General features: G+C 67.9%; 19 protein-coding genes. 3 read left to right on the top strand and 16 right to left on the bottom strand.

Going from position 1 to position 19433, the window contains the following annotated elements; translation table 11 throughout:
- Positions 1-29 precede the first annotated feature (29 nt).
- Together BM115_RS04975 and BM115_RS04970 are read left to right on the top strand one after the other, a co-directional pair.
- Positions 30-731, top strand: coding sequence for an ABC-type transport auxiliary lipoprotein family protein (locus tag BM115_RS04975; RefSeq protein WP_092292083.1), 702 nt, complete (start codon positions 30-32; stop codon positions 729-731).
- 21 nt (positions 732-752) lie between these two features.
- The gene (locus BM115_RS04970) at positions 753-2063 is read left to right on the top strand and encodes a VanZ family protein (protein ID WP_092291267.1); all 1311 of its coding nucleotides are present in this window, start codon (positions 753-755) and stop codon (positions 2061-2063) included.
- Between the two features lie 16 nt (positions 2064-2079).
- Here BM115_RS04970 and pcp read toward each other — a convergent pair whose 3' ends face one another.
- The 9 genes from pcp to BM115_RS04925 all read right to left on the bottom strand — a co-directional run bounded on the left by pcp (position 2080) and on the right by BM115_RS04925 (position 9621).
- The gene (pcp, locus tag BM115_RS04965) at positions 2080-2742 is read right to left on the bottom strand and encodes a pyroglutamyl-peptidase I (protein ID WP_092291265.1); all 663 of its coding nucleotides are present in this window, start codon (positions 2740-2742) and stop codon (positions 2080-2082) included.
- Positions 2743-2760: 18 nt separating this feature from the next.
- Positions 2761-3711 (bottom strand): DUF979 domain-containing protein, encoded by a 951-nt coding sequence (locus BM115_RS04960; protein ID WP_092291263.1) that lies wholly within the window; start codon positions 3709-3711, stop codon positions 2761-2763.
- Between the two features lie 3 nt (positions 3712-3714).
- Positions 3715-4455: a DUF969 domain-containing protein gene (locus tag BM115_RS04955; RefSeq protein WP_092291261.1), complete on the bottom strand. Its 741-nt coding sequence runs from the start codon at positions 4453-4455 to the stop codon at positions 3715-3717.
- A gap of 66 nt (positions 4456-4521) precedes the next feature.
- A complete protein-coding gene (gene pxpA, locus BM115_RS04950; protein ID WP_092291258.1) occupies positions 4522-5262 on the bottom strand; it encodes a 5-oxoprolinase subunit PxpA in 741 nt (246 codons plus the stop codon).
- 34 nt (positions 5263-5296) lie between these two features.
- Positions 5297-6316 (bottom strand): 5-oxoprolinase subunit C family protein, encoded by a 1020-nt coding sequence (locus BM115_RS04945; protein WP_092291256.1) that lies wholly within the window; start codon positions 6314-6316, stop codon positions 5297-5299.
- Positions 6313-6963: a 5-oxoprolinase subunit PxpB gene (gene pxpB / locus BM115_RS04940; RefSeq protein WP_092291254.1), complete on the bottom strand. Its 651-nt coding sequence runs from the start codon at positions 6961-6963 to the stop codon at positions 6313-6315. Before pxpB ends, BM115_RS04945 begins: the two co-directional genes overlap by 4 nt.
- A gap of 337 nt (positions 6964-7300) precedes the next feature.
- Positions 7301-8293, bottom strand: coding sequence for a lipoyl synthase (gene lipA / locus BM115_RS04935; RefSeq protein WP_092291252.1), 993 nt, complete (start codon positions 8291-8293; stop codon positions 7301-7303).
- Between the two features lie 82 nt (positions 8294-8375).
- Positions 8376-9134, bottom strand: coding sequence for a lipoyl(octanoyl) transferase LipB (lipB, locus tag BM115_RS04930; RefSeq protein WP_092291250.1), 759 nt, complete (start codon positions 9132-9134; stop codon positions 8376-8378).
- Between the two features lie 118 nt (positions 9135-9252).
- Complete coding sequence (locus BM115_RS04925; RefSeq protein ID WP_092291248.1) at positions 9253-9621, bottom strand: DUF2917 domain-containing protein; 369 nt, start codon at positions 9619-9621, stop codon at positions 9253-9255.
- Positions 9622-9816: 195 nt separating this feature from the next.
- On the opposite strand from BM115_RS04925, the gene BM115_RS04920 reads away from it, so the two are divergent.
- On the top strand, positions 9817-10776 hold the full coding sequence (locus tag BM115_RS04920) for a transcriptional regulator GcvA (RefSeq protein WP_092291246.1): 960 nt from the start codon (positions 9817-9819) through the stop codon (positions 10774-10776).
- A 9-nt stretch (positions 10777-10785) separates the two neighbouring features.
- Here the strand turns inward: BM115_RS04920 and BM115_RS04915 are convergent, their stop codons facing one another.
- From BM115_RS04915 to BM115_RS04885, 7 genes are all read right to left on the bottom strand, one after another.
- Positions 10786-11829, bottom strand: coding sequence for a tyrosine recombinase XerC (locus BM115_RS04915; RefSeq protein WP_092291244.1), 1044 nt, complete (start codon positions 11827-11829; stop codon positions 10786-10788).
- Position 11830: 1 nt separating this feature from the next.
- Positions 11831-12502 carry a DUF484 family protein gene (locus tag BM115_RS04910; RefSeq protein ID WP_092291242.1) on the bottom strand — a complete coding sequence of 224 codons (672 nt, stop codon included), beginning with the start codon at positions 12500-12502 and terminating at the stop codon, positions 11831-11833.
- A 49-nt stretch (positions 12503-12551) separates the two neighbouring features.
- The gene (gene rodA, locus BM115_RS04905; RefSeq protein ID WP_092291240.1) at positions 12552-13694 is read right to left on the bottom strand and encodes a rod shape-determining protein RodA; all 1143 of its coding nucleotides are present in this window, start codon (positions 13692-13694) and stop codon (positions 12552-12554) included.
- 14 nt (positions 13695-13708) lie between these two features.
- Positions 13709-16084, bottom strand: a complete 2376-nt coding sequence (gene mrdA / locus BM115_RS04900; RefSeq protein WP_092291238.1) for a penicillin-binding protein 2 — start codon at positions 16082-16084, stop codon at positions 13709-13711.
- A gap of 85 nt (positions 16085-16169) precedes the next feature.
- A complete protein-coding gene (mreD, locus tag BM115_RS04895) occupies positions 16170-16682 on the bottom strand; it encodes a rod shape-determining protein MreD (protein ID WP_092291236.1) in 513 nt (170 codons plus the stop codon).
- A complete protein-coding gene (gene mreC / locus BM115_RS04890; protein ID WP_092291234.1) occupies positions 16679-17650 on the bottom strand; it encodes a rod shape-determining protein MreC in 972 nt (323 codons plus the stop codon). Before mreC ends, mreD begins: the two co-directional genes overlap by 4 nt.
- Positions 17651-17777: 127 nt before the next feature.
- Positions 17778-18821, bottom strand: coding sequence for a rod shape-determining protein (locus BM115_RS04885; RefSeq protein ID WP_011296266.1), 1044 nt, complete (start codon positions 18819-18821; stop codon positions 17778-17780).
- Between the last annotated feature and the right edge of the window lie 612 nt (positions 18822-19433).

Raw genomic sequence — 19433 nt, 5'->3', positions numbered from 1 at the left:
TTCGCCCCAACTTCCACCGGGACTCCGCCATGACGCCTGTAGGACTCGTACGAATCGCCGCCCTTGCCGCACTGCTCGCACTGGGCGGATGCAGCGCGCTGTCGCCGGGGCCGTCCGCGCTGACCTATGACCTCGGGCCGATGGCCGGCACGCCGTCGCAGTCGCCCGCACCGCTGCCCAAGCTGCGCGTGGCCCAGACCGACGGCCCGGTATGGATGGACAACCAGTCGCTCTACTACCGCCTGCAATACTCGCAGGCGCAGCGGCTGCAGGCCTATGCCACGCAGCGCTGGGTCGATTCGCCACCCCGCCTGTTCGATGCGCGCCTGCGCGACGCGGTGTCCGGGCGCGGCGCGCTGACGTGGTTCGGCGATGGCTCGGTGCCGGCGCTCAAGGTGGACCTGCTCGCCTTCGAGCAGGTGTTCGACAGCGCCACCGCCAGCCGGGGCGTGGTGCGGGCGCGCGCCACCGTCTATCACAAGGGCCTGATCGGCCAGAAGACCTTCGTGGCCGAGCAGCCCGCCCCCAGCGCCGATGGCGCCGGCGGCGTCAAGGCGCTCTCCACCAGCAGCGACGCGGTGATCGCCGCCATCCTCGACTGGGCTGCCACGCTGCCGCTGGCCGCCGCCACGGCATCCGGCCCGGCCGCGCTGCCCGCCGCCAACCCGCCCGGCGCCAATGCGGTGCCGCTGCCGACGGCGCCGCCGTCACCGAATCCGCCCCGGCCGTAACGGCGGCCTGTATTCGCACGCATGACTCTGGTCGCGCCCCCGACATCTCCCCCGCCCCCGCCGCCGCAGCCACCGCAGCAGCCGCGCCAGCCGGAGCTGGACGGCTGGCTGCCGCGCCACTCGCCGCTGGCGCGCGTCGGCCTGATCTGCTTCACGCTGCTGGTGGCCTACGCCAGCCTCTATCCGTTCACGGGATGGGTCAATAACGGCATCTCGCCGCTGGCCTTCCTGACCGCGCCCAAGCCGCGCTACATCACCGAGTTCGACCTGATTACCAACGTGCTCGGCTATTGCCCGTTCGGGGCGCTGGTCGTGCTGGCGCTGCACCCGCGCATCTCGGGCGCGCGCGCCACGCTGATCGCGCTGGTGGCCGGCGCGCTGCTGTCGGCGGTCATGGAGGCGTTGCAGACCTGGCTGCCGAGCCGGATCTCGTCGAATATCGACCTGATCACCAACGCGCTCGGCGCGCTGCTGGGCGCGGCCATGGTGGCGCCGTTCACCAGCGCGCTGGTGGATCGCGGCACGCTCACGCGCCTGCGCATGGCGTGGTTCGAGCCCCATGCGAGCTTTGCGATCCTGCTGGTGCTGCTGTGGCCGTTCGCGCAGATCTTTCCGCAGGAGCACCTGTTCGGCATGGGCGGCATCGTGCGGGAATGGCTGACCGACCCCGATTCCTGGCCGATGGAGATCCTGCAGGGCTACTTCCCCGCCCTGCTCGATTGGCAGAACAACGTGGGACTGCGGCCCGACGACATGCAGGCCCAGCTGATGCTGGAAACCATGGTGACCGCGTGCAGCTGGATCGGCACGGGGCTGTTCGCCTCGCTGGCGATGCGGCGCACCGCGCCGATGCTGCGCATCCTGGCCGGGCTGCTCGCCTTCGCGTTGCTGCTCAAGGCCACCGTGGCCGAGTTGCAGTTCGCGGACGACAACACCTTCAACTGGCTGTCCGAGGGGGGCCGCTTCGCGCTGACCACGAGTTCGCTGGTGCTGGTGCTGCTGCTGCGCCTGCCACGCTGGCTGCGCGCGCTGCTGGCCATCGTGGCGCTGGCGGGGCTGGTAGTGCTGACCAACGTGCTGCCGGCGAATCCCTATGCGTGGATTTCGGAGCAAGGCTGGCGCATGGGACGTTTCGTGCACTTCAACAGCCTGGCCCAGTGGCTTGGCTGGCTGTGGCCGTTCGCGGCGTTCTTCTATGTGCTGTGGCGCGTGGAGCAGATGAGCATGCGCCGGCGGCTGCAGCGGCTAGCCCGGCGCCGTGCCACGGCGCGCGCCGTGGCGGCGGCGACGGACCGGCAGGTGGATGCCGGCCCGGGTCCGGGCCAGCCCTGATCCCAATCGAATCGATTTAGTGGAGCTGGCCGCCCTGCTCGCGGATATCCGCGTCGGTGGTCAGCGTGGTCTGCACCGCCACCCGCAGGCCGGCGATCAGCGTGTCCAGCGCCAGGCTCGGCGCGCCGGGATGCCGCGCCGCCTGTTCCGGCAGATAGGGAATGTGGATGAAGCCGCCGCGCGTGCCGGTCAGGCCGTGCCGTGCGATGCCATCCATCAGCCCGTAGAACACGTGGTTGCAGACAAAGGTGCCGGCAGTCTGCGACACCATCGCCGGCACGCCCGCCGCGCGCAGGTCGCGCACGATGGCCTTGATCGGCAGCGTGGCGAAGTAGGCGGCCGGGCCATCGGCGGCAATGGTCAGGTCGATCGGCTGCGCGCCGGCGTTGTCGGCGATGCGCGCATCGTCGACATTGATCGCCACGCGTTCGATCGACAATTCCGTGCGGCCACCAGCCTGGCCGACCGCAATCGCCACATCCGGCTTCACCGACGCCAGCAGCGCCGACATCGCCTCGATGGCCGCGCCGAACACGCACGGCAGCTGGCGGGCGACGATGATCGCATCGCCCACCTGCTGGCCGTCCAGCGCCCGCACCGCCTCCCATGACGGGTTGACCGGTTCCTTGTCGAACGGCTCGAAGCCGGTAAGTAATACGGTTCGCTGGGCGGTACGCATAGTGCGTGTCTCCATCAGTTACATCAGGAAGTACAGCAGGACGATATTGGCCGCCAGGATGGCCAGCGCCGACGGCACCTGCGCGCGGATGACCGCGTTCTTGTCGTCCAGCTCCAGCAGCGCCGCCGGGACGATGTTGAAGTTGGCCGCCATCGGCGTCATCAGCGTCCCGCAGTAGCCCGAGAACATGCCGATGGCCGCCATCACGGCCGGATTGGCGCCGAACATGCCCACCAGGATGGGCACGCCCACGCCGCCGGTCATCACCGGGAACGCGGCAAACCCGTTGCCCATGATCACCGTGAACAGCGCCATGCCCACGCAGTACACCGCCACGGCCACCAGCTTGTAGTCCATGTTGATGTAGGCGGTGGCCAGGTGCGCCACGGCCTTGCCCACGCCGGCGTCCGCGAAGACCAGGCCCAGCATCGCCAGCATCTGCGGCAGCACCAGCGCCCAGCCCAGCGACTCGATCAGCCGGCGCGACTCGCGCATGCCTTGCGTCACGGTGTCACGCGTCAGCCAGCACACCACGGCCAGCGAAACCAGGCAGCCAATGCCGAGCGACACGAACGTCACGTTCTTCGGATCGAGCAGCGGCACGCCGGCCAGCTTCACGTCCTTGAACAGCACCGTGCCGATCACGGTCACCAGCGGAATCAGCAGCGCCGGGATGAACAGCTTGTTGCCCAGGCGCTTGGCGCTGGCGCGGCGCTCCGACTCGGGCAGCGTGCCGTGCTTGCCGTGGCCCACGCCGCCGAAGCCGGCGATCAGCGCCATCAGCACGGCGGCGATGCCGACGATGGCCGGCGGGATCTTGTCGCCAATCAGGAAGATGGCCGCGTACAGCGCCCAGAACAGGCCGGTGGACAGGCGACGCGGGTGCGTCTTGTCCGTGAACGTCATCAGGGCGGTAATCGCCAGCACGAAGCCGGCCAGCCAGTAGAGATAGTCGATGGATACGATCATGGCTTACTCCCCAACCTTGCCGGATGCGGCGGACGTGGCCGGCGTCCCCGCCGGCGTCTTGCCCAGTTCGCGCTCGAGCCAGCCGTCCAGCCGCTTCAGGCGCACCGCGTGGATCAGGAACGCGCAGATCGCGGTGGGAATGCCCCAGACGGCGATGTGCAGCGGCTCCACGTCGATGTTCGACGACAGCAGGAAGGTGTGCATCAGCGCGATGGCACCGAAGGCCACGAAGATGTCCTCGCCGAAGAACAGGCCCACGTTGTCGGTGGCGGCGCAGAAGGCCAGCACGCGCTGGCGCACCGGCTCGGGCAGGTGCCCGAAGCGGTTCTCGGCCGCACCTTCGGCCATCGGGGCCAGCAGCGGACGCACCATCTGCGGATGTCCGCCCAGGCTGGTCAGCCCCACGGCGGCGGTCAGCTCGCGCACGGCGAGGTAGACGATCAGCAGGCGGCCCACCGTGGCCGAGGCGATGCGCGAGATCCACGCCTGCGCGTGCTCCCGCAGGCCGTGGCGCTCGAGCAGGCCGATCACGGCCAGCGGCAGCAGGATGATCAGCGGCAGGTTGCGCGCCTTGACGAAGGCCGTGCCGATCGCGGTGAAGATCTGCATCAGCGGCATGGAAGCGGTCAGCCCCGTGACGATGGCGGCAAGCGCCACCACCAGCATGGGATTGAACCGCAGGACAAAGCCGATGACGATGACGCCGACCCCGAGCAGGGGCCAAAGATTGACAGCCGATTCCATGGGTAACACCAGATAGAAGGTGAAGCTAACGGTGGAGCAAAGCCAGCGCCGGCGGGCGGGCGCCCGTCAGGCACCAGCCCGGATGGCGATGCCTTCCGCGCCGAGCCGTTCCCGGATGCGGCGCGCGAAGGCAAGCGCGTGGGCGCCGTCGCCGTGCAGACACACGGTTTCGGCGCGGATCGGTACCCAGGTGCCGTCGATGGCGCGCACGCGTTGGTCGCGCACCATCGACAGGGTCTGGTCCAGGGCAACTTCCTCGTCGTCGTGCAGCGCGCCCGGCGTGCCGCGCTTGACCAGCGTGCCGTCGGGGTTGTAGCCACGGTCGGCGAACACTTCTTCCTTCACCTGCAGCCCGGCGTCGCGCGCCATGGTGATCATGCGGCTGTTGGCCAGGCCGAAGAAGACGAGGTCGGGGTTGTAGTCGCGCACGGCCCGTACGATGGCGGCGCAGAGTTTTTCATCGCGCACGGCCATGTTGTAGAGCGCGCCATGCGGCTTCACGTGGGCGAGCTGGCCGCCCTGGGCGCGCACGATGGCGTCGAGCGCGCCGATCTGGTACAGGACGTCGGCGTAGACGGCTTCCGGGTCGCGCTGCATCTCGGTGCGGCCGAAGTTCTCGCGGTCCGGGAAGCTCGGGTGCGCGCCAATCGCCACGTTGTTGGCGATGGCCCACTTCACGGTCTGGAGCATGGTGGCGGCATCGCCGGCGTGCCAGCCGCAGGCCACGTTGGCGGAGCTGATCAGTGCCAGCAGGGCTTCGTCGTTGCCGCAGCCTTCGCCCAGGTCGGCGTTCAGGTCGATTTGCATGGGGGTTCTCCTTGTACGGTGGGGTCCAGCCCGGTTACGCCACGAAGCGCGTGGTGGTGCGGCGGCGCGCGGCGATCTTCATGCCATCGCCCTGCCATTGCAGCGCCTGGTCGATCTGCCGCAGATAGCGGTCCAGCTCCGCCTGCGCGGCGGCGGCCTCGTCCAGCGTGGCCTGCACGAAGCGCACGGACGCGCCGAGCGGCACCTGCGCCAGCCGCCAGAGGTCGGCGCCGATCACGACGCCAATCTTCGGATAGCCGCCCGTGGTCTGCGCATCGCTCATCAGGGCGATGGGCTGGCCGGCCGGCGGCACCTGCATCACGCCCGGCACCACGCCGTGCGAGAGCAGGTCGCCGCTGCGCTCGGCGCGACGCGCCAGCGCGGGGCCCTGCAGGCGCAGGCCCATGCGGTTGCTCTGCGGCGTGATGGTCCAGTCGGACTGCCACAGCGCGGCCTGCGCGGCGGGTTCAAAATCGGGATATTCGGGGCCGGGCAGCATGCGGATGGCCCAGGCGTCGTCGATGCGGTTCACGGGCAGCGCCCAACCGGGTGCGGCCACGCCGAGCCAGTCGCGTTCCTCGTCCAGGCCCGGACGGCCGGCGGGCAGCTTGTCGCCTTCGCGCAGCACGCGGCCCTCGAAGCCGCCATAGCCGGACTTCAGATCCGTGCTACGGGAGTTCATGACCAGCGGCACATCGATGCCGCCCGCCACGCAGAGGTAGGTGCGGGTGCCACCGCGCGGGGACGGCAGCGTCAGGGTCTCGCCGCGATGCACATCGAAGGCATGCCAGCACCAGACCGGCACGCCGTCCAGGTTGGCGCCGCACTCGGCCCCGACCAGCGCCACGCGCATATCGACATGGAAGCGCATGGCCGCGCGGCCCAGCGTGAATTCGATGCCGGCGGCGCCGGCCGCGTTGCCGAGCAGCCGGTTGCCCACCTGGAGCGCCAGACTGTCCGCCGCGCCCGAGCGGCCCACCCCGAAGCGTCGGAAGCCCACCCGGCCGAGATCCTGCACGGACGCCTGCGCGCCGGGACGAATGATTTCGATCACGCCAGATACTCCTCGACGATGAAGCGCACGGTGTCACCCGGCGCGAACAGGGACGGCGGATCGCGGTCCGCCACGAAGAGCTGGGCGTCGGTATGGCCGATCAACTGCCAGCCGCCGGGCAGCACGGCCGGATAGATGCCGGTCTGCTCGCCGCCGATGCCCACGGCACCGGCCGGCACGGCCAGGCGCGGCTCGCGGCGGCGCGGCGTGGCCAGTTCGGGGACCATCCCGCCCATATAGGCGAAGCCGGGCTGGAAGCCAAGGAAATACACCACGTACTCGCCGGCCGCATGCCGGCGCACCACTTCCTGCGGCGTCATGCCCGTGTGCGCGGCCACATCGGCCAGATCGGGGCCGAACTCGCCGCCGTAGCGCACGGGAATCTCCACCAGCTTGCCGGTGGCGTTGCGCGTCTCGCCGGAGGCCCACGCCACCTTCAGATTGCGCTCCAGCGCGGCCACGTCGGCGGTGTCGTCGAACACCAGGGTGAGATTGTTCATGCCCGGCACCACGTCCACTACGCCGCGCCAGTCGGCGGCGCGCTCGGCCATGGCCCAGATGCGGCGCTGGACATCGAGCGAAGCGGGCGGCGCCACGCTATAGAGCAGCGCCTGCTCGGCCAGGCGATGGACGGTGCAATCGGGCATGTGGGGGCAACCTGTGAGGAAGAGGTCGGATGGCGTCGGACCGAATGTGACTCAGCCGTATTTCATCGACGATTTATCGATAAATTCATCATAACGAAACATGCCAACGCCCAGCACTCGGGGTTGTCCCTAGGATGTTATGCACCGTTAGCGACAAGATGTCGCCAAGACGGGGAATAAGTGATTTTTGCTGCGCTTAATGTGAAAGGTGGTTGAAAGGCGGTGCGCAGACATTCAAGGCGCCGCTTGCCTGCCTGTCGGAACAATAGGCAATAAAAAAGGCCGGGAGCGTGTCCCGGCCTTCTTTGATCCTGCTACCTGCGTGCTTTGTTTTGCTTCAGGCAAACCCGGCCTGATGCGCCTGCTGGTCGGCGTGGTAGGAGCTGCGCACCATGGCGCCCACGGCGGCGTGGGTGAAGCCCATCTTGTAGGCCTCTTCCTCGAACATCTTGAAGGTGTCCGGATGCACGTAGCGCATCACCGGCAGGTGATGGTTCGACGGCGCCAGATACTGGCCGATGGTCAGCATGTCGATATCGTGGGCGCGCATGTCGCGCATGACTTCGAGGATTTCCTCGTCAGTCTCGCCCAGGCCCACCATCAGGCCCGACTTGGTCGGCAGGTGCGGATTGCGGCGCTTGAACTCCTGCAGCAGCTTGAGCGAGTGCGCGTAGTCGGCGCCCGGACGCGCCTGCTTGTACAGGCGCGGCACGGTTTCCATGTTGTGGTTCATCACGTCGGGCGGGGCGGCCTGAAGCACGTCCAGCGCCTTGTCCAGACGGCCGCGGAAGTCAGGCACCAGCACCTCGATGCGGGTGGCCGGCGACAGCGCGCGGGTCTGCGAGATGCAATCCACGTAATGCTGGGCGCCGCCGTCACGCAGGTCGTCGCGGTCCACGCTGGTGATCACCACGTAGTTCAGCTTCAACTGGGCGATGGTGCGCGCCAGGTTGCCCGGCTCGTTCACGTCGAGCGGATCGGGGCGGCCATGGCCCACGTCGCAGAACGGGCAGCGGCGCGTGCACTTGTCGCCCATGATCATGAACGTCGCCGTGCCCTTGCCGAAGCACTCGCCGATGTTCGGGCAGCTCGCTTCCTCGCACACCGTGACGAGGTTGTTCGCGCGCAGGATGTCCTTGATCTCGTAGAAACGCGAGTTGCCGGTTGCCGCCTTCACGCGGATCCACTCCGGCTTCTTCAGCTTCTCGGCCGGCACGATCTTGATGGGGATGCGCGCGGTCTTGTCGGCCGACTTCTGCTTGCGGGTCGGATCGTACTCGGCAGGGGATTGCGGGGCTTCGCTGGACGTGGCGATCAGGGCGTCGCTCATACTGTTCTCCGCACGCTTGGCCGCGTGCATGTTTGGCTGTGGACTTGGCTGTGAATCGGGGCCGGGTACGCCATCGCTGTGCTCAGGCGGCCTCGGCGGCGGCATTCCCGCGCACCGGGGCACGCGCTTCGCGCGCCGCCAGCACCTCGCACAGGGCCGCCGCCAGGCGTCGCGCGATTTCGGGGTAGTGGGCCGCAGTGACGGCGCCGTTCGTGGCATTCGTCGTGGCACCCAGCGTCGATGGCGTTCCTCCGGCTTCGTCTGCCCCCGGCACGGTGGCGCCCGCGCTGGCCATGTCGACTGTTTCCAGTCCGGCATAGCCGCAGGGGTTGATGCGAAGGAACGGTGAGAGGTCCATCTGCACGTTGAGGCTGACGCCGTGATAGCTGCAGCCGTTGCGGATCTTGAGGCCGAGCGCGGCAATCTTGGCGCCCTGGTGCGGTCCGTCCGACAGGTAGATGCCGGGGGCGCCGGGCTTGCGTTCGGCTGCGAGATTATACGCCGCGAGCGTGTCCAGCACCGCCTGCTCGATATCGGTCACCAGCTCGCGCACCATCAGGTGGCGACGACGCAGGTCGAGCAGCAGGTAGGCCACGACCTGGCCCGGGCCGTGATAAGTGATCTGTCCGCCACGATCGATCTTGACGACGGGGATGGCGGCGTCGGGCGAGAGCAGGTGCGCGGGGTCCCCGGCCTGGCCGAGCGTGTAGACCGGCGGGTGCTCGACCAGCCAGATCTGGTCCGGCGTGTCGGGCGTGCGGGCCTCGGTATAGGCGCGCATGGCGTCGAAACAGGGCGCGTACGGCTCCAGACCCCGTTCGATGACTTGAATGGCATGCATGCCCGAGAGTGTAACGAAAAGGGCCGGCATCCGCCGGCCCCTGGTGGGCGACCCCGGTCATGGCGGAGTCTCGCATTCGGCCTCCCGGTCCGGCCTGGGCGGCCAGACCAGCCTCAGTTCAGGAGGCCGTGACCTGATCCTGGCCCGGTGTCCATTCGGTCCCTCGAACCAAACGCCTCACGGCGCGATACACGAGGTGTGGCAGGTCCGCCACGGTCGCCGCCGGGCGGCGTGCTTCCGCAATCAGCGCCAGCCTGACCGGGCGGGTCGCGCGCGAGTCCACGCTGATCACGATCTCGTCGCCGCGCCGGAGCAACAGGCTGCCGCCACAACGGAGCCAGTAATCCTCCGAGTCGTTCTCGCGGGTCACCCACACGTCCGTGGCTTTGGCGTCTTCCACAAAAAGACGCTGGGCAGCATGGAGCGAGAGGCTGGTGACTTCGCCAGGGACGAGGGTGAACACTGTCGTTGTGAGCAATGCTTTCATGATGGCTTTCTCCGTGTGCCGGGTGCCCGCTGACTGGTCAGATGCGCCGGAACTGGCCTGGATATTGGACCGGGCCAGTTAGGGGGCGCTGACAAGCGGTTCCGGTGCATTGCATTCTAGTGATTGCCCTAGCACTATCAAAACGATATATATTCTTGTGTCTTGTTAGCCAAACTCACATAGAGAACTCGCATCATGGTCTGGAGCGGCAGCTGGAATCCCGACAATGGACAGCGCTGGAAGCGCGATTTCCCACGCCTGCCGGCGCTCTCCGCGCTGCGCGCCTTCGAGGCCGCCGCCCGCCACGAGAGCTTTTCCCGCGCGGCGGCGGAGTTGTTCGTCACCCATGGCGCCGTCAGCCACCAGGTCCGCGCGCTGGAGGAGGAACTGGGCCAGTTGCTGTTCGAGCGGCGCGGCAAGCGGGTGATGCTGACCGCCAACGGCCGGGTCTACGCCGAGCGCGTGCGCGACGCGCTGTTGCAGATCGCCGATGCCACGCGCGTGCTCCAGGCCGGCAACCGCGACAAGCGGCTGACCATCAGCACCATGCCGTCCTTCGCCGCGCGCTGGCTCACGCCGCGCATTGGCAGCTTTATCGAGCAGCATCCGGAGCTGGACGTGGAGCTGCTGTCCTCGAACTCGCTGGTCGACTTCGCCAATGAGGAAGTGGACATCGCGCTGCGCATGGGCAACGGCGACTACCCCGGCCTGTACGTGGAACGGCTGCTCGACGATGTGTTCTTTCCCGTGTGCAGCCCCGATTTCAACGGTGGCCGCCTGCCCGAACAGCCGGCGCACATGGCCGGCATGCCGCTGCTGCGCGGCGAGGGCGATCCGTGGCAACCGTGGTTCGAAGCCGCCGGGCTGGACTGGCCCGAGCCGCGCAAGGGCCTGCTGCTGCAGGATTCCTCGCTGCTGCTGCAGGCCGCCGCCGAGGGCCAGGGCATCGCGCTGATCCGCTCCTCGCTGGCCTACAACGACCTGCTCTCCGGCCGCGTGGTGCGGCTGTTCGACGTGAGCATCGTCTGCCCGTGGCTGCTGTACTTCGTCAGCACGCAGGCCAGCCTGGAATTGCCGAAGGTGCAGGCGTTCCGCCAGTGGCTGCTGCCCGAGATGGAGCGCTTTCGCAACATTTTGTCGCAGTGGTCTGACTAGGCCAGCGCCCTACTTCTCGTCTTTGTCCGAAGGTTTCGCAGGTGCCGGCGTGGCAGTCTTTGCACGCCCCGCGCGCGGGTGGGCCTGGTCGTAGACCTTGGCCAGATGCTGGAAGTCGAGCGAGGTGTAGACCTGCGTCGTGGCGATGCTGGCGTGGCCGAGCATCTCCTGCACCGCGCGCAGGTCGCCTGACGATTGGAGCATATGCGTGGCGAATGAGTGGCGCAGCATGTGCGGATGCACGTGGGTCGGCACGCCGGCCGACATCGCCTGCTTGCGGATGCGCGACTGCACGGTGGCCCCGGACAGCCGCTTGCCGCGCGTGCCGAGGAACAGCGCGTGGGCGTCCTCGGGCGCTGCGCCGGGGCGCAGCAGCGTGTCGCGCACGGCCAGCCACGCCCGCAGCGCCTCCATCGCCTTGCTGCCGACCGGCACCGAGCGCCGGCGCGAGCCCTTGCCGATCACGGTGACCTCGGCGCCCGCCAGGTCGATCCAGCCGATCGAGCGGTACGCGCCATCCTCGGTGTAGCGCAGGTCGAGCTGCACCAGCTCCGACAGCCGCAGCCCGCTCGAATAGAACAGTTCGAAGACCGCCTGGTCGCGCCGCGCCTCGGCCGAGTCGCCGGGGCGATGGGCGACCAGCGCCACCGCGTGCTCCACCGACAGCGCCTTGGGCAGCGGCTGGCCGCGCTTGGGCGCGCGCACCCCATCGACAGGATTCACCGCCACGCCATGGCCATGGCGCGCCGCCCACAGGTAGAAGCCGCGCCAGGCGGAAAGCGTGCGGGCGATGGTCCGCGCGGACAGGCCGCCGCCGTGCATGCGCGCGGCGAAGGACCGGATGTGATGGGTTTCGAGCGCCAGCAGCGCCACGCCCGGCGCGTGGCGCGCGGCGTGGGTCTGGAGCACGGAGAGGTCGTGGCCGTAGCTGGCCAGCGTGTGTTCGGCCAGCTTGCGGCCGGTGGCCAGCCAGTCGAGGTAGCGCACCACCAGCGGATCGGGCACCGGCTTGGGGTCCGGTGCCTCGCTATCCGATGGCGGGCGGCGGGACATGTCAGTCGCGCAGGCGGTTCAGCGCGGCGCCGGCGACTTCGCCGATCTGGCCCAGGTAGGCCGTGCCCATGCCTTCGTGGAAGCGGCGCGCATCGGGCGAGCCCAGCACCAGCAGGCCGAAGGTGGCGCCCAGCGCGTCTTCGTCCGGGCGGGTCGGCACGCGCAGCGCCACCATCGCCAGCGAGGCGATGTCGTCACGCTCGAGCAGCGCGGCGGCCTCGAAGCCGCTGTTCGGGCCGCAGTACGGCGCGCGCAGCCCTTCGGCGAACAGGCGCAGGTCGTCGCTGGCGCCCTGCGCCACTTCGATGTGCGTAAAGGCTTCGCCGACGTTCCACACGCGCAGCGCCACGGCCGGCACGTCGAACACCTGCTGCAGGCCGTCCTGCACCGTGTACGGCAGCGCGTGCGAGTCGGCCTCGGCCAGCAGGCGGAGCTGCCAGGCGTGCATGCGCTGCTGGGTGCGGTCGTTGTCGTGCCCGTGGCGGACCAGGTCGGCCAGCTTCAGCTCCAGCCCCTTGTTCTTCTCGCGCAGGATTTCCATCTGGCGCTCCTGCAGCGACACGGCGCGATGGCTATGCGGGCTGGTCAGCTGCACCGCGGCCAGCAGTTCGGCGTGTTCCTCGAAGAACTGCGGATTGCTCTGCAGCCAGGCGGCGACATCTTGGGCGTTCATAAGCTTCTACCGGAGTATTTTTCGGATGGCAGTGTAGCAAACGGCACTGCTAGGTCTGGATCAGCCGCTTCTGGCGCGAAATGCTCATCAGGATGCCGATCCCCATGCCCAGCGTCACCAGCGCCGTCCCGCCATAACTGAGCAGCGGCAGCGGCACGCCCACCACGGGCAGGATCCCGCTCACCATGCCCATGTTCACGAAAGCGTAGGTGAAGAAGATCAGCGTGATGGAACCCGCCAGCAGCCGCGAGAACAGCGTCGGCGCATTGGCGGCAATATACAGCCCGCGGAAGATCAGCATCAGGTACAGCACCAGCAGCACCGCGTTGCCGATCAGGCCGAATTCCTCCGAGAACACCGCGAAGATGAAGTCGGTGTGCTTCTCGGGGATGAATTCCAGGTGGGTCTGGGTGCCCTTGAGCCAGCCCTTGCCGGTCACGCCGCCCGAACCGATGGCGATAATCGACTGGATGGTGTGGAAGCCCTTGCCGAGCGGGTCGGTGGTGGGGTCCAGCAGCGTGCAGACGCGGTGCTGCTGGTAGTCGTGCAGGACCGGCCAGTTCACGCCCGGGGCGCAGATCTGGCTTTCATAGGAGATCAGCAGCGTGACCGCCACCACGCCGATGGCCAGCAGCGGCAGGATGATCTTCCAGGTCAGCCCGGCGAAATAGATCACATAGAGGCCGGCGGCCAGCACCAGCAGCGCCGTGCCAAGGTCAGGCTGCTTGGCGATCAGCCCCACCGGAATGCCGAGCATGACCAGCGCCACGACAAAGTCGAACCACTTGACCACGCCCTCGCGCTTCTGGAAGTACCACGCCAGCATCAGCGGCATCGAGATCTTCATGATCTCGGACGGCTGGATCACCATGCCCACGTTGAGCCAGCGCCGCGCGCCCTTGCGGATCAGGCCGAACATCGCCACGGCAATCAGCAGCGCCACGCCCACTGTATATAGGGGGACGGCGACCCGCATCAGCAGCTGGGTCGGCATGTAGGCGATCACCATCATCACTGCGTACGAGAGCAGGATGTTGCGCAGCTGGTCTTCCACGCGGCCCGGCATGTCGATGGCGGCCGAGTACAGCGCCACGATACCGGTGGCGAACAGCAGGAAGACGATCAGGGCCAGCGGCTTGTCGAAGCCCGTGAGGGCCGTCCGGATCACGGACACGACGCGGCGTTTATCCATGGTGCCCGTCTCCTTTACTCTGAAGCATTGTTACGGGGGGCGGGTGCCGTCGTGCTGACCGGCCGGACGCGTGGCTTGGCCGGCGCAGGCGCCGAGGCGGGTGCGGGGCGCGCGGCGGGTGCCGGGACCGGCACCGGAGCCGGCGCGGCCGGCTTGCTGTGGCCAAGCGCCTGGAGCATCCGTTCGTCGAGCGTGGCCACGGCCGAGGCCGGCGCGATGGCGGCCGGGTCAAGCTGGGCGGCGATCGATTCCGACGCGCCGCGCGCGCCGGCGCCCGATGCCACGGTGGCGCCGGAAGCCCCCGCCAGGGCTGCACTCGCCCCCGCAGCACTGGCATCCGCGCCCGAGGCCGCGCTCACCGGCGCATTGGCCATCACCGTGGCCGTCGCCACGTTCGCCGTCAGGCCGGTGGTGAACACGCTCGGCGTGTCCACCGGCGGCTTGCCGCCCGCGCGCTCGCGCTCGGCCGGCGGCGGCGCGTTGGCCTGCAACTCCTCGGGCCACTTGCCGAGCAGGTAGTAATCCATCACCTTCCGCGCGATCGGCGCCGCCACGGCCGCGCCGAAGCCGGCGTTCTCGACGATCAGCGCCAGCGCGATCTTCGGGTTGTCCGCCGGCGCGAACGCGGTATAGAGCGAGTGGTCGCGCTTTCGCTCGTCGATGGCATGGTGGTTGTACTTCTCGCCCTTGGCCAGCGTGTAGGTCTGCGCCGTGCCGGTCTTGCCGGCCGATTCGTAGGCCGCGCCCGCGAACACGCGCGCGGCAGTGCCCGAGTGCGTCACGGCCACCATGGCCTTCTTGATCACGTCGATATCGGCCTGCTTGAGCGGAATCCGATAGCTTTCCTTGGGCACGGTCAGCGTCCGCTGGCGCGAGACCGAATCCTCCACCGCCTTCACCAGGTGGGGCTTCATCGCCGCGCCATTGTTGACGATGATCGACACCGCATTGGCCAGTTGCAGGATCGTGAAGCTGTTGTAGCCCTGCCCGATGCCCAGCGAGATGGTCTCGCCGTCATACCACTTCTGCTGCTCGGGCTTGCGGTACGCCTTGCGCTTCCACTCGGTGGACGGCAGGATGCCGCGGCTTTCGCCCTCGATGTCGATACCCGTGATCTGGCCGAACCCGAGCGGCTTCATGAAGTCGTGGATGCCGTTGACGCCCATGTCGCGCGCCAGCGCGTAGTAATAGGTGTCGCAGGACTGCACGATGGACGCCTGCATGTCCACCCAGCCGTGGCCGCCCGGCTTGTCGTCGCGGAAGGTGTGGTTGCCCAGCGTGAAGAAGCCCGGATCGTGCATGCCCCAGGCGGCCGTGCGCTTGCCGATGGTCAGCGCCGCCAGCGCCATGAACGGCTTGTAGGTGGAGCCGGGCGGATAGGTGCCGCGCAGCGGGCGGTTCAGCAGCGGCTTGTCCGGCGAGCTGTTGAGTTCGTCCCAGGTCTTCGAGTCGATGCCTTCCACGAACAGGTTCGGGTCGTAGGTCGGCTTGGAGACGAAGGCCAGGATGTCGCCCGTGGCCGGCTCGATCGCCACCAGCGCACCGCGCCGGTCGCCAAACAGCTGCTCGGCCAGTTGCTGGAGGCGGATGTCCAGCGACAGGATCAGGTTGTTGCCCGGCGTGGCCGGCGAGGTGGACAGCGTGCGGATCGGCCGCCCGCCCGCGCTCACTTCCACTTCCTCGAAGCCGGTCAGCCCGTGCAGTTCGGCCTCGTAGCTCTGCTCCAGGCCGATCTTGCCGATGTAGTTGGTGCCCTTGTAGTTGTCGGCGTCCTTGCGCGGATCGTACTTGGCGCCCTCGGCGTCGTTGGCCTCGTCCATCGCATCGATCCGCTCCTGGTCGCGCTGCGAGATGCGCCCCAGGTAGCCGATCACGTGGCTGGCCGATTCGCCGAGCGGGTACTGGCGGAACAGCCGCGCGCGCACATCCACGCCGGGAAAACGGAAGCGCTGGGCGGAGAACTTGGCCACTTCCTCGTCGGAAAGCTGGCTGCGGATCGGCAGGCTTTCGAAGCTGCGCGATTCCTCCAGCAGCCGCTTGAAGCGGCGACGGTCACGCGGCTGGATATCGACAAGTGACGAAAGCGACTCAATCGTGTTGTCGAGGGTATCGGTCAGCTTCGACGGCGTGATTTCCAGCGTGTAGGCCGAATAGTTGCGCGCCAGGATCACGCCGTTGCGGTCCATGATGATGCCGCGATTGGGCTCGATCGGCGCCACCGAGATCCGGTTGTCCTCGGCCTTGGCCGAGTACTGGTCGTGCTTGTACCACTGCAGCCACAGGAAGCGGGTGAACAGCAGCCCGAAGCAGATCACCGTAAACAGGGCGGCAGCCGCCACGCGGATGCGGAAGCGGCCGATTTCCAGTTCGACGTTGCGGATTTCGGTCATGGCGGTACTGCGGCGGCGGGTTCGGCGTGGGCGGTGGCCCGGGCGGCTCTATATAGATAGATCCGACCCGGGAAGGCTGGATCGGCTAAATCGGTCGGGTTTCGTCGACGTCGTGCGAACGCCGCTGTGGCGCCAACAGCACACTGGTGGCCAGCGGCCACAGCAGCGCCTCGATGCAGGGCGCCAGCAGCAGTTGCCAGCCCGGCAGGGGCGCGCCCATGGCCAGGCGGATCACCACCGGCACGGCGTGGACGATAAACAGCAGCGGCAGCACGTGCAGCGCCTGGGTATAAACCGAGAACCACAGCACGCGGCGATGGATCGTGATGGCGAAGTAGGCCAGCAGCGTGTAGGCCATGGCGTGCTCGCCCAGCAGGCGGGCATCGTGCACATCCATCAGCAGGCCGAGCAGGAAGGCCACGCCCATGCCGACCTTGCGCGGCTGGTGGATGTTCCAGAACACCAGCACCAGCGCCACCATGTCCGGAATCCAGAGCGTGGTGCCCCACGGCATCAGGTTGAACAGGAAGGCGACGATGAACGTCACCGCGATGAACGCGGGGTTGACCGGGCGCAGCAGATACTGGGGATTGGTCACCGTGCGGGCTCCGTGGCAGCGGGTTTATCGCCGTTTTTCTCTGCCGATTTCTCGGCACCGGCGCGGGCCGCCGCCGAACGCGCACCGCGCTCGGCCTTCTGCGGCTTGTCCTCGTCCTGCGGACGCGGTCCCAGCCCGGACTCGTAACGCACCACCAGCAACTGTCGGTGCGAGCGCACGCCAGCCACCGGCTCGCAGTACACGCGCGAGAAGGCGGTATCGGCCTTGCGTTCGATATGGGAGATCTTCGCCACCGGCAGGCCGGGCGGATAGGTCCCGTCCAGGCCGGATGTGACGAGAAGGTCGCCTTGCTGGAGATCGGCCGAGGCCGCCATGAAGCGCAGGTCGAGCTGCCCGGCACGCGAGCCGCCAAAGGCCACGCTGCGCAGCCCGTTACGCACCACCTGGACCGGAATCGCCTGATCCTTGTCGGTCAGCAGCGTCACTTCGGACTGGAGCGGCGAGACCCGCGTGATCTGGCCGATCACGCCGCGTTCGTCGATCACCGGATAGCCGGCGCGCAGGCCCTGCACGCTGCCCCGGTCGATCACGATGCGCTGGCTGTACGGGTCGCGGGCGTCATAGAGGATCTCCGCCGCCACCACCGGCGTGGCCGATTGCTGGGTCAGATTCAGCAGCTTGCGCAGCTGGTTGTTCTCGGCCTCGAGCTGGGCCTGGCGCACGGCGGCGCTGGCCTGCTCCACGGCGCTGCGGCGCAGCTCGCGGTTCTCGTTGGCCAGCGTGACGGACGACTGGGCATAGTCAAAGACGCCGCGCAGCGCATCGCGCGGCACCAGGACCGCGCGTTCCACCGGCATCAGCACGGTGGCGGCAACCTGGCGCGCGACGCGCATGGCGTCGAAGCGGGCATCGACCACGAGCAGCGTCAGCGCGATGGTCACGAAAATGACCAGCCGCGCCACGGCGGACGTGCCTTGCTTGAAGAGCGGCGGTGGGGAGTAATCCATTTACCCGTGCGCAGGCGAAGTCATCCCGCCGGGGGCGGCGGGAAGGGGCGGAAATCTCGTGGCGCACGCGCCGGCGCAGCCTGCTGGGGCCGGCATGCCGCGTGTCGCCACGTTGCGGTTCCTGTTCTTACTCGTACGAGAAGATGCTGCCGAGCTTGTCCATGCGCTCGAGCGCCATGCCGGAGCCGCGCACCACGCAGGTCAGCGGGTCTTCGGCCACCAGCACCGGCAGGCCGGTTTCCTCGGCCAGCAGGCGGTCCAGGTCGCGCAGCAGCGCGCCGCCACCGGTCAGCATCATGCCGCGCTCGGCGATGTCGGCACCCAGTTCCGGGGGCGTCTGCTCGAGGGCGATCTTCACGGCGGACACGATCTGGTTCAGCGGATCGGTCAGGGCTTCGAGGATTTCGTTCGACGAGACCGTGAATGCACGCGGAATGCCTTCGGACAGGTTGCGGCCCTTGACTTCCATCTCGCGCACTTCGGACCCCGGGAATGCCGAGCCGATTTCCTTCTTGATGGCTTCGGCGGTCTGTTCGCCGATCAGCATGCCGTAGTTGCGGCGGATGTAGTTGACGATGGCTTCGTCGAACTTGTCACCGCCCACGCGCACCGAACCCTTGTAGACCATGCCGCCCAGCGAGATGATGCCCACCTCGGTGGTACCGCCGCCGATGTCCACCACCATCGAGCCCGACGGCTCCGACACCGGCAGCCCGGCGCCGATCGCGGCCGACATCGGCTCCTCGATCAGGTACACCTGGCTGGCGCCGGCGCCCAGCGCCGATTCGCGGATGGCACGGCGTTCCACCTGGGTGGAGCCGCACGGCACGCAGATGATGATCCGGGGGCTCGGGCGCAGCAGCTTCGAGTCATGGACCATCTTGATGAACTGCTTGAGCATCTGTTCGGTCACGGTGAAGTCGGCGATCACGCCGTCCTTCATCGGGCGGATGGCCTCGATATTGCCCGGCACCTTGCCCAGCATCTGCTTGGCTTCCTTGCCGACCGCCTGGATCGTCTTCTTGGCGTTGGGGCCGCCTTCCTGACGGATGGCCACGACCGACGGCTCGTCCAGGACGATGCCCTTGTCGCGCATATAGATCAGGGTGTTGGCGGTGCCCAGGTCGATGGCCAGGTCGTTGGAGAAATAGCTGCGGAGAAATCCGAACATCAGGAATCCTGTCTTTTGTTGGTTCGCGAGTATGCGAAACGGCCGGCGCCGTCTTCGGCCCGGCCAGGTATACGTTTGCAAGGGTGATGGTTCACGGTTCCCCCGGTGCGCTGCGGCCCGTACCGGCAAGCCGGTACGCCCCGGTGCCGACGGCGAGGGGCGCATGCCCGCCCGGTCATCGGCGATCCGCAACCGGCGCAACCTGCACGCCGGACCTACGGGAACCTTTGATTAGACTCTGCGCGAAAGTTCGCCGCCAGATGCGCCGGACAGGTCGGAAAATCGCCTGACGATGGCAGAAGCCTAATCGGAGGAACCTGATTGTGAAGTGTGAAACTGCGATGAAAACCAGCCGTTAATCGCGGACTCGCCGCCGGGCCGTGCCTTTATCGTTCGCCAATCGTTTCCTGCTCTGTTGCAGTCCTGCGACGCTCGCGCGCCGCATGCCCCGGGCGGCTGCCCTGCCCGGCACTCATGGTACGTGCCAGCAGTGGCGACGGCATCACCGGCGCAGCCGCCGGCGTGACCCGTGACCTGCCTGGAACCCGCCATTTGGCGCGCCATGTGAAGTCCGCGTTGCGGGAGGCCTGCAGCGCGTAATGATACCTTATA

This window comes from Cupriavidus sp. OV096 (assembly GCF_900115455.1).
Classification (GTDB): Bacteria; Pseudomonadota; Gammaproteobacteria; order Burkholderiales; family Burkholderiaceae; genus Cupriavidus.
This window is presented reverse-complemented; position numbering and strand designations above follow the sequence as displayed.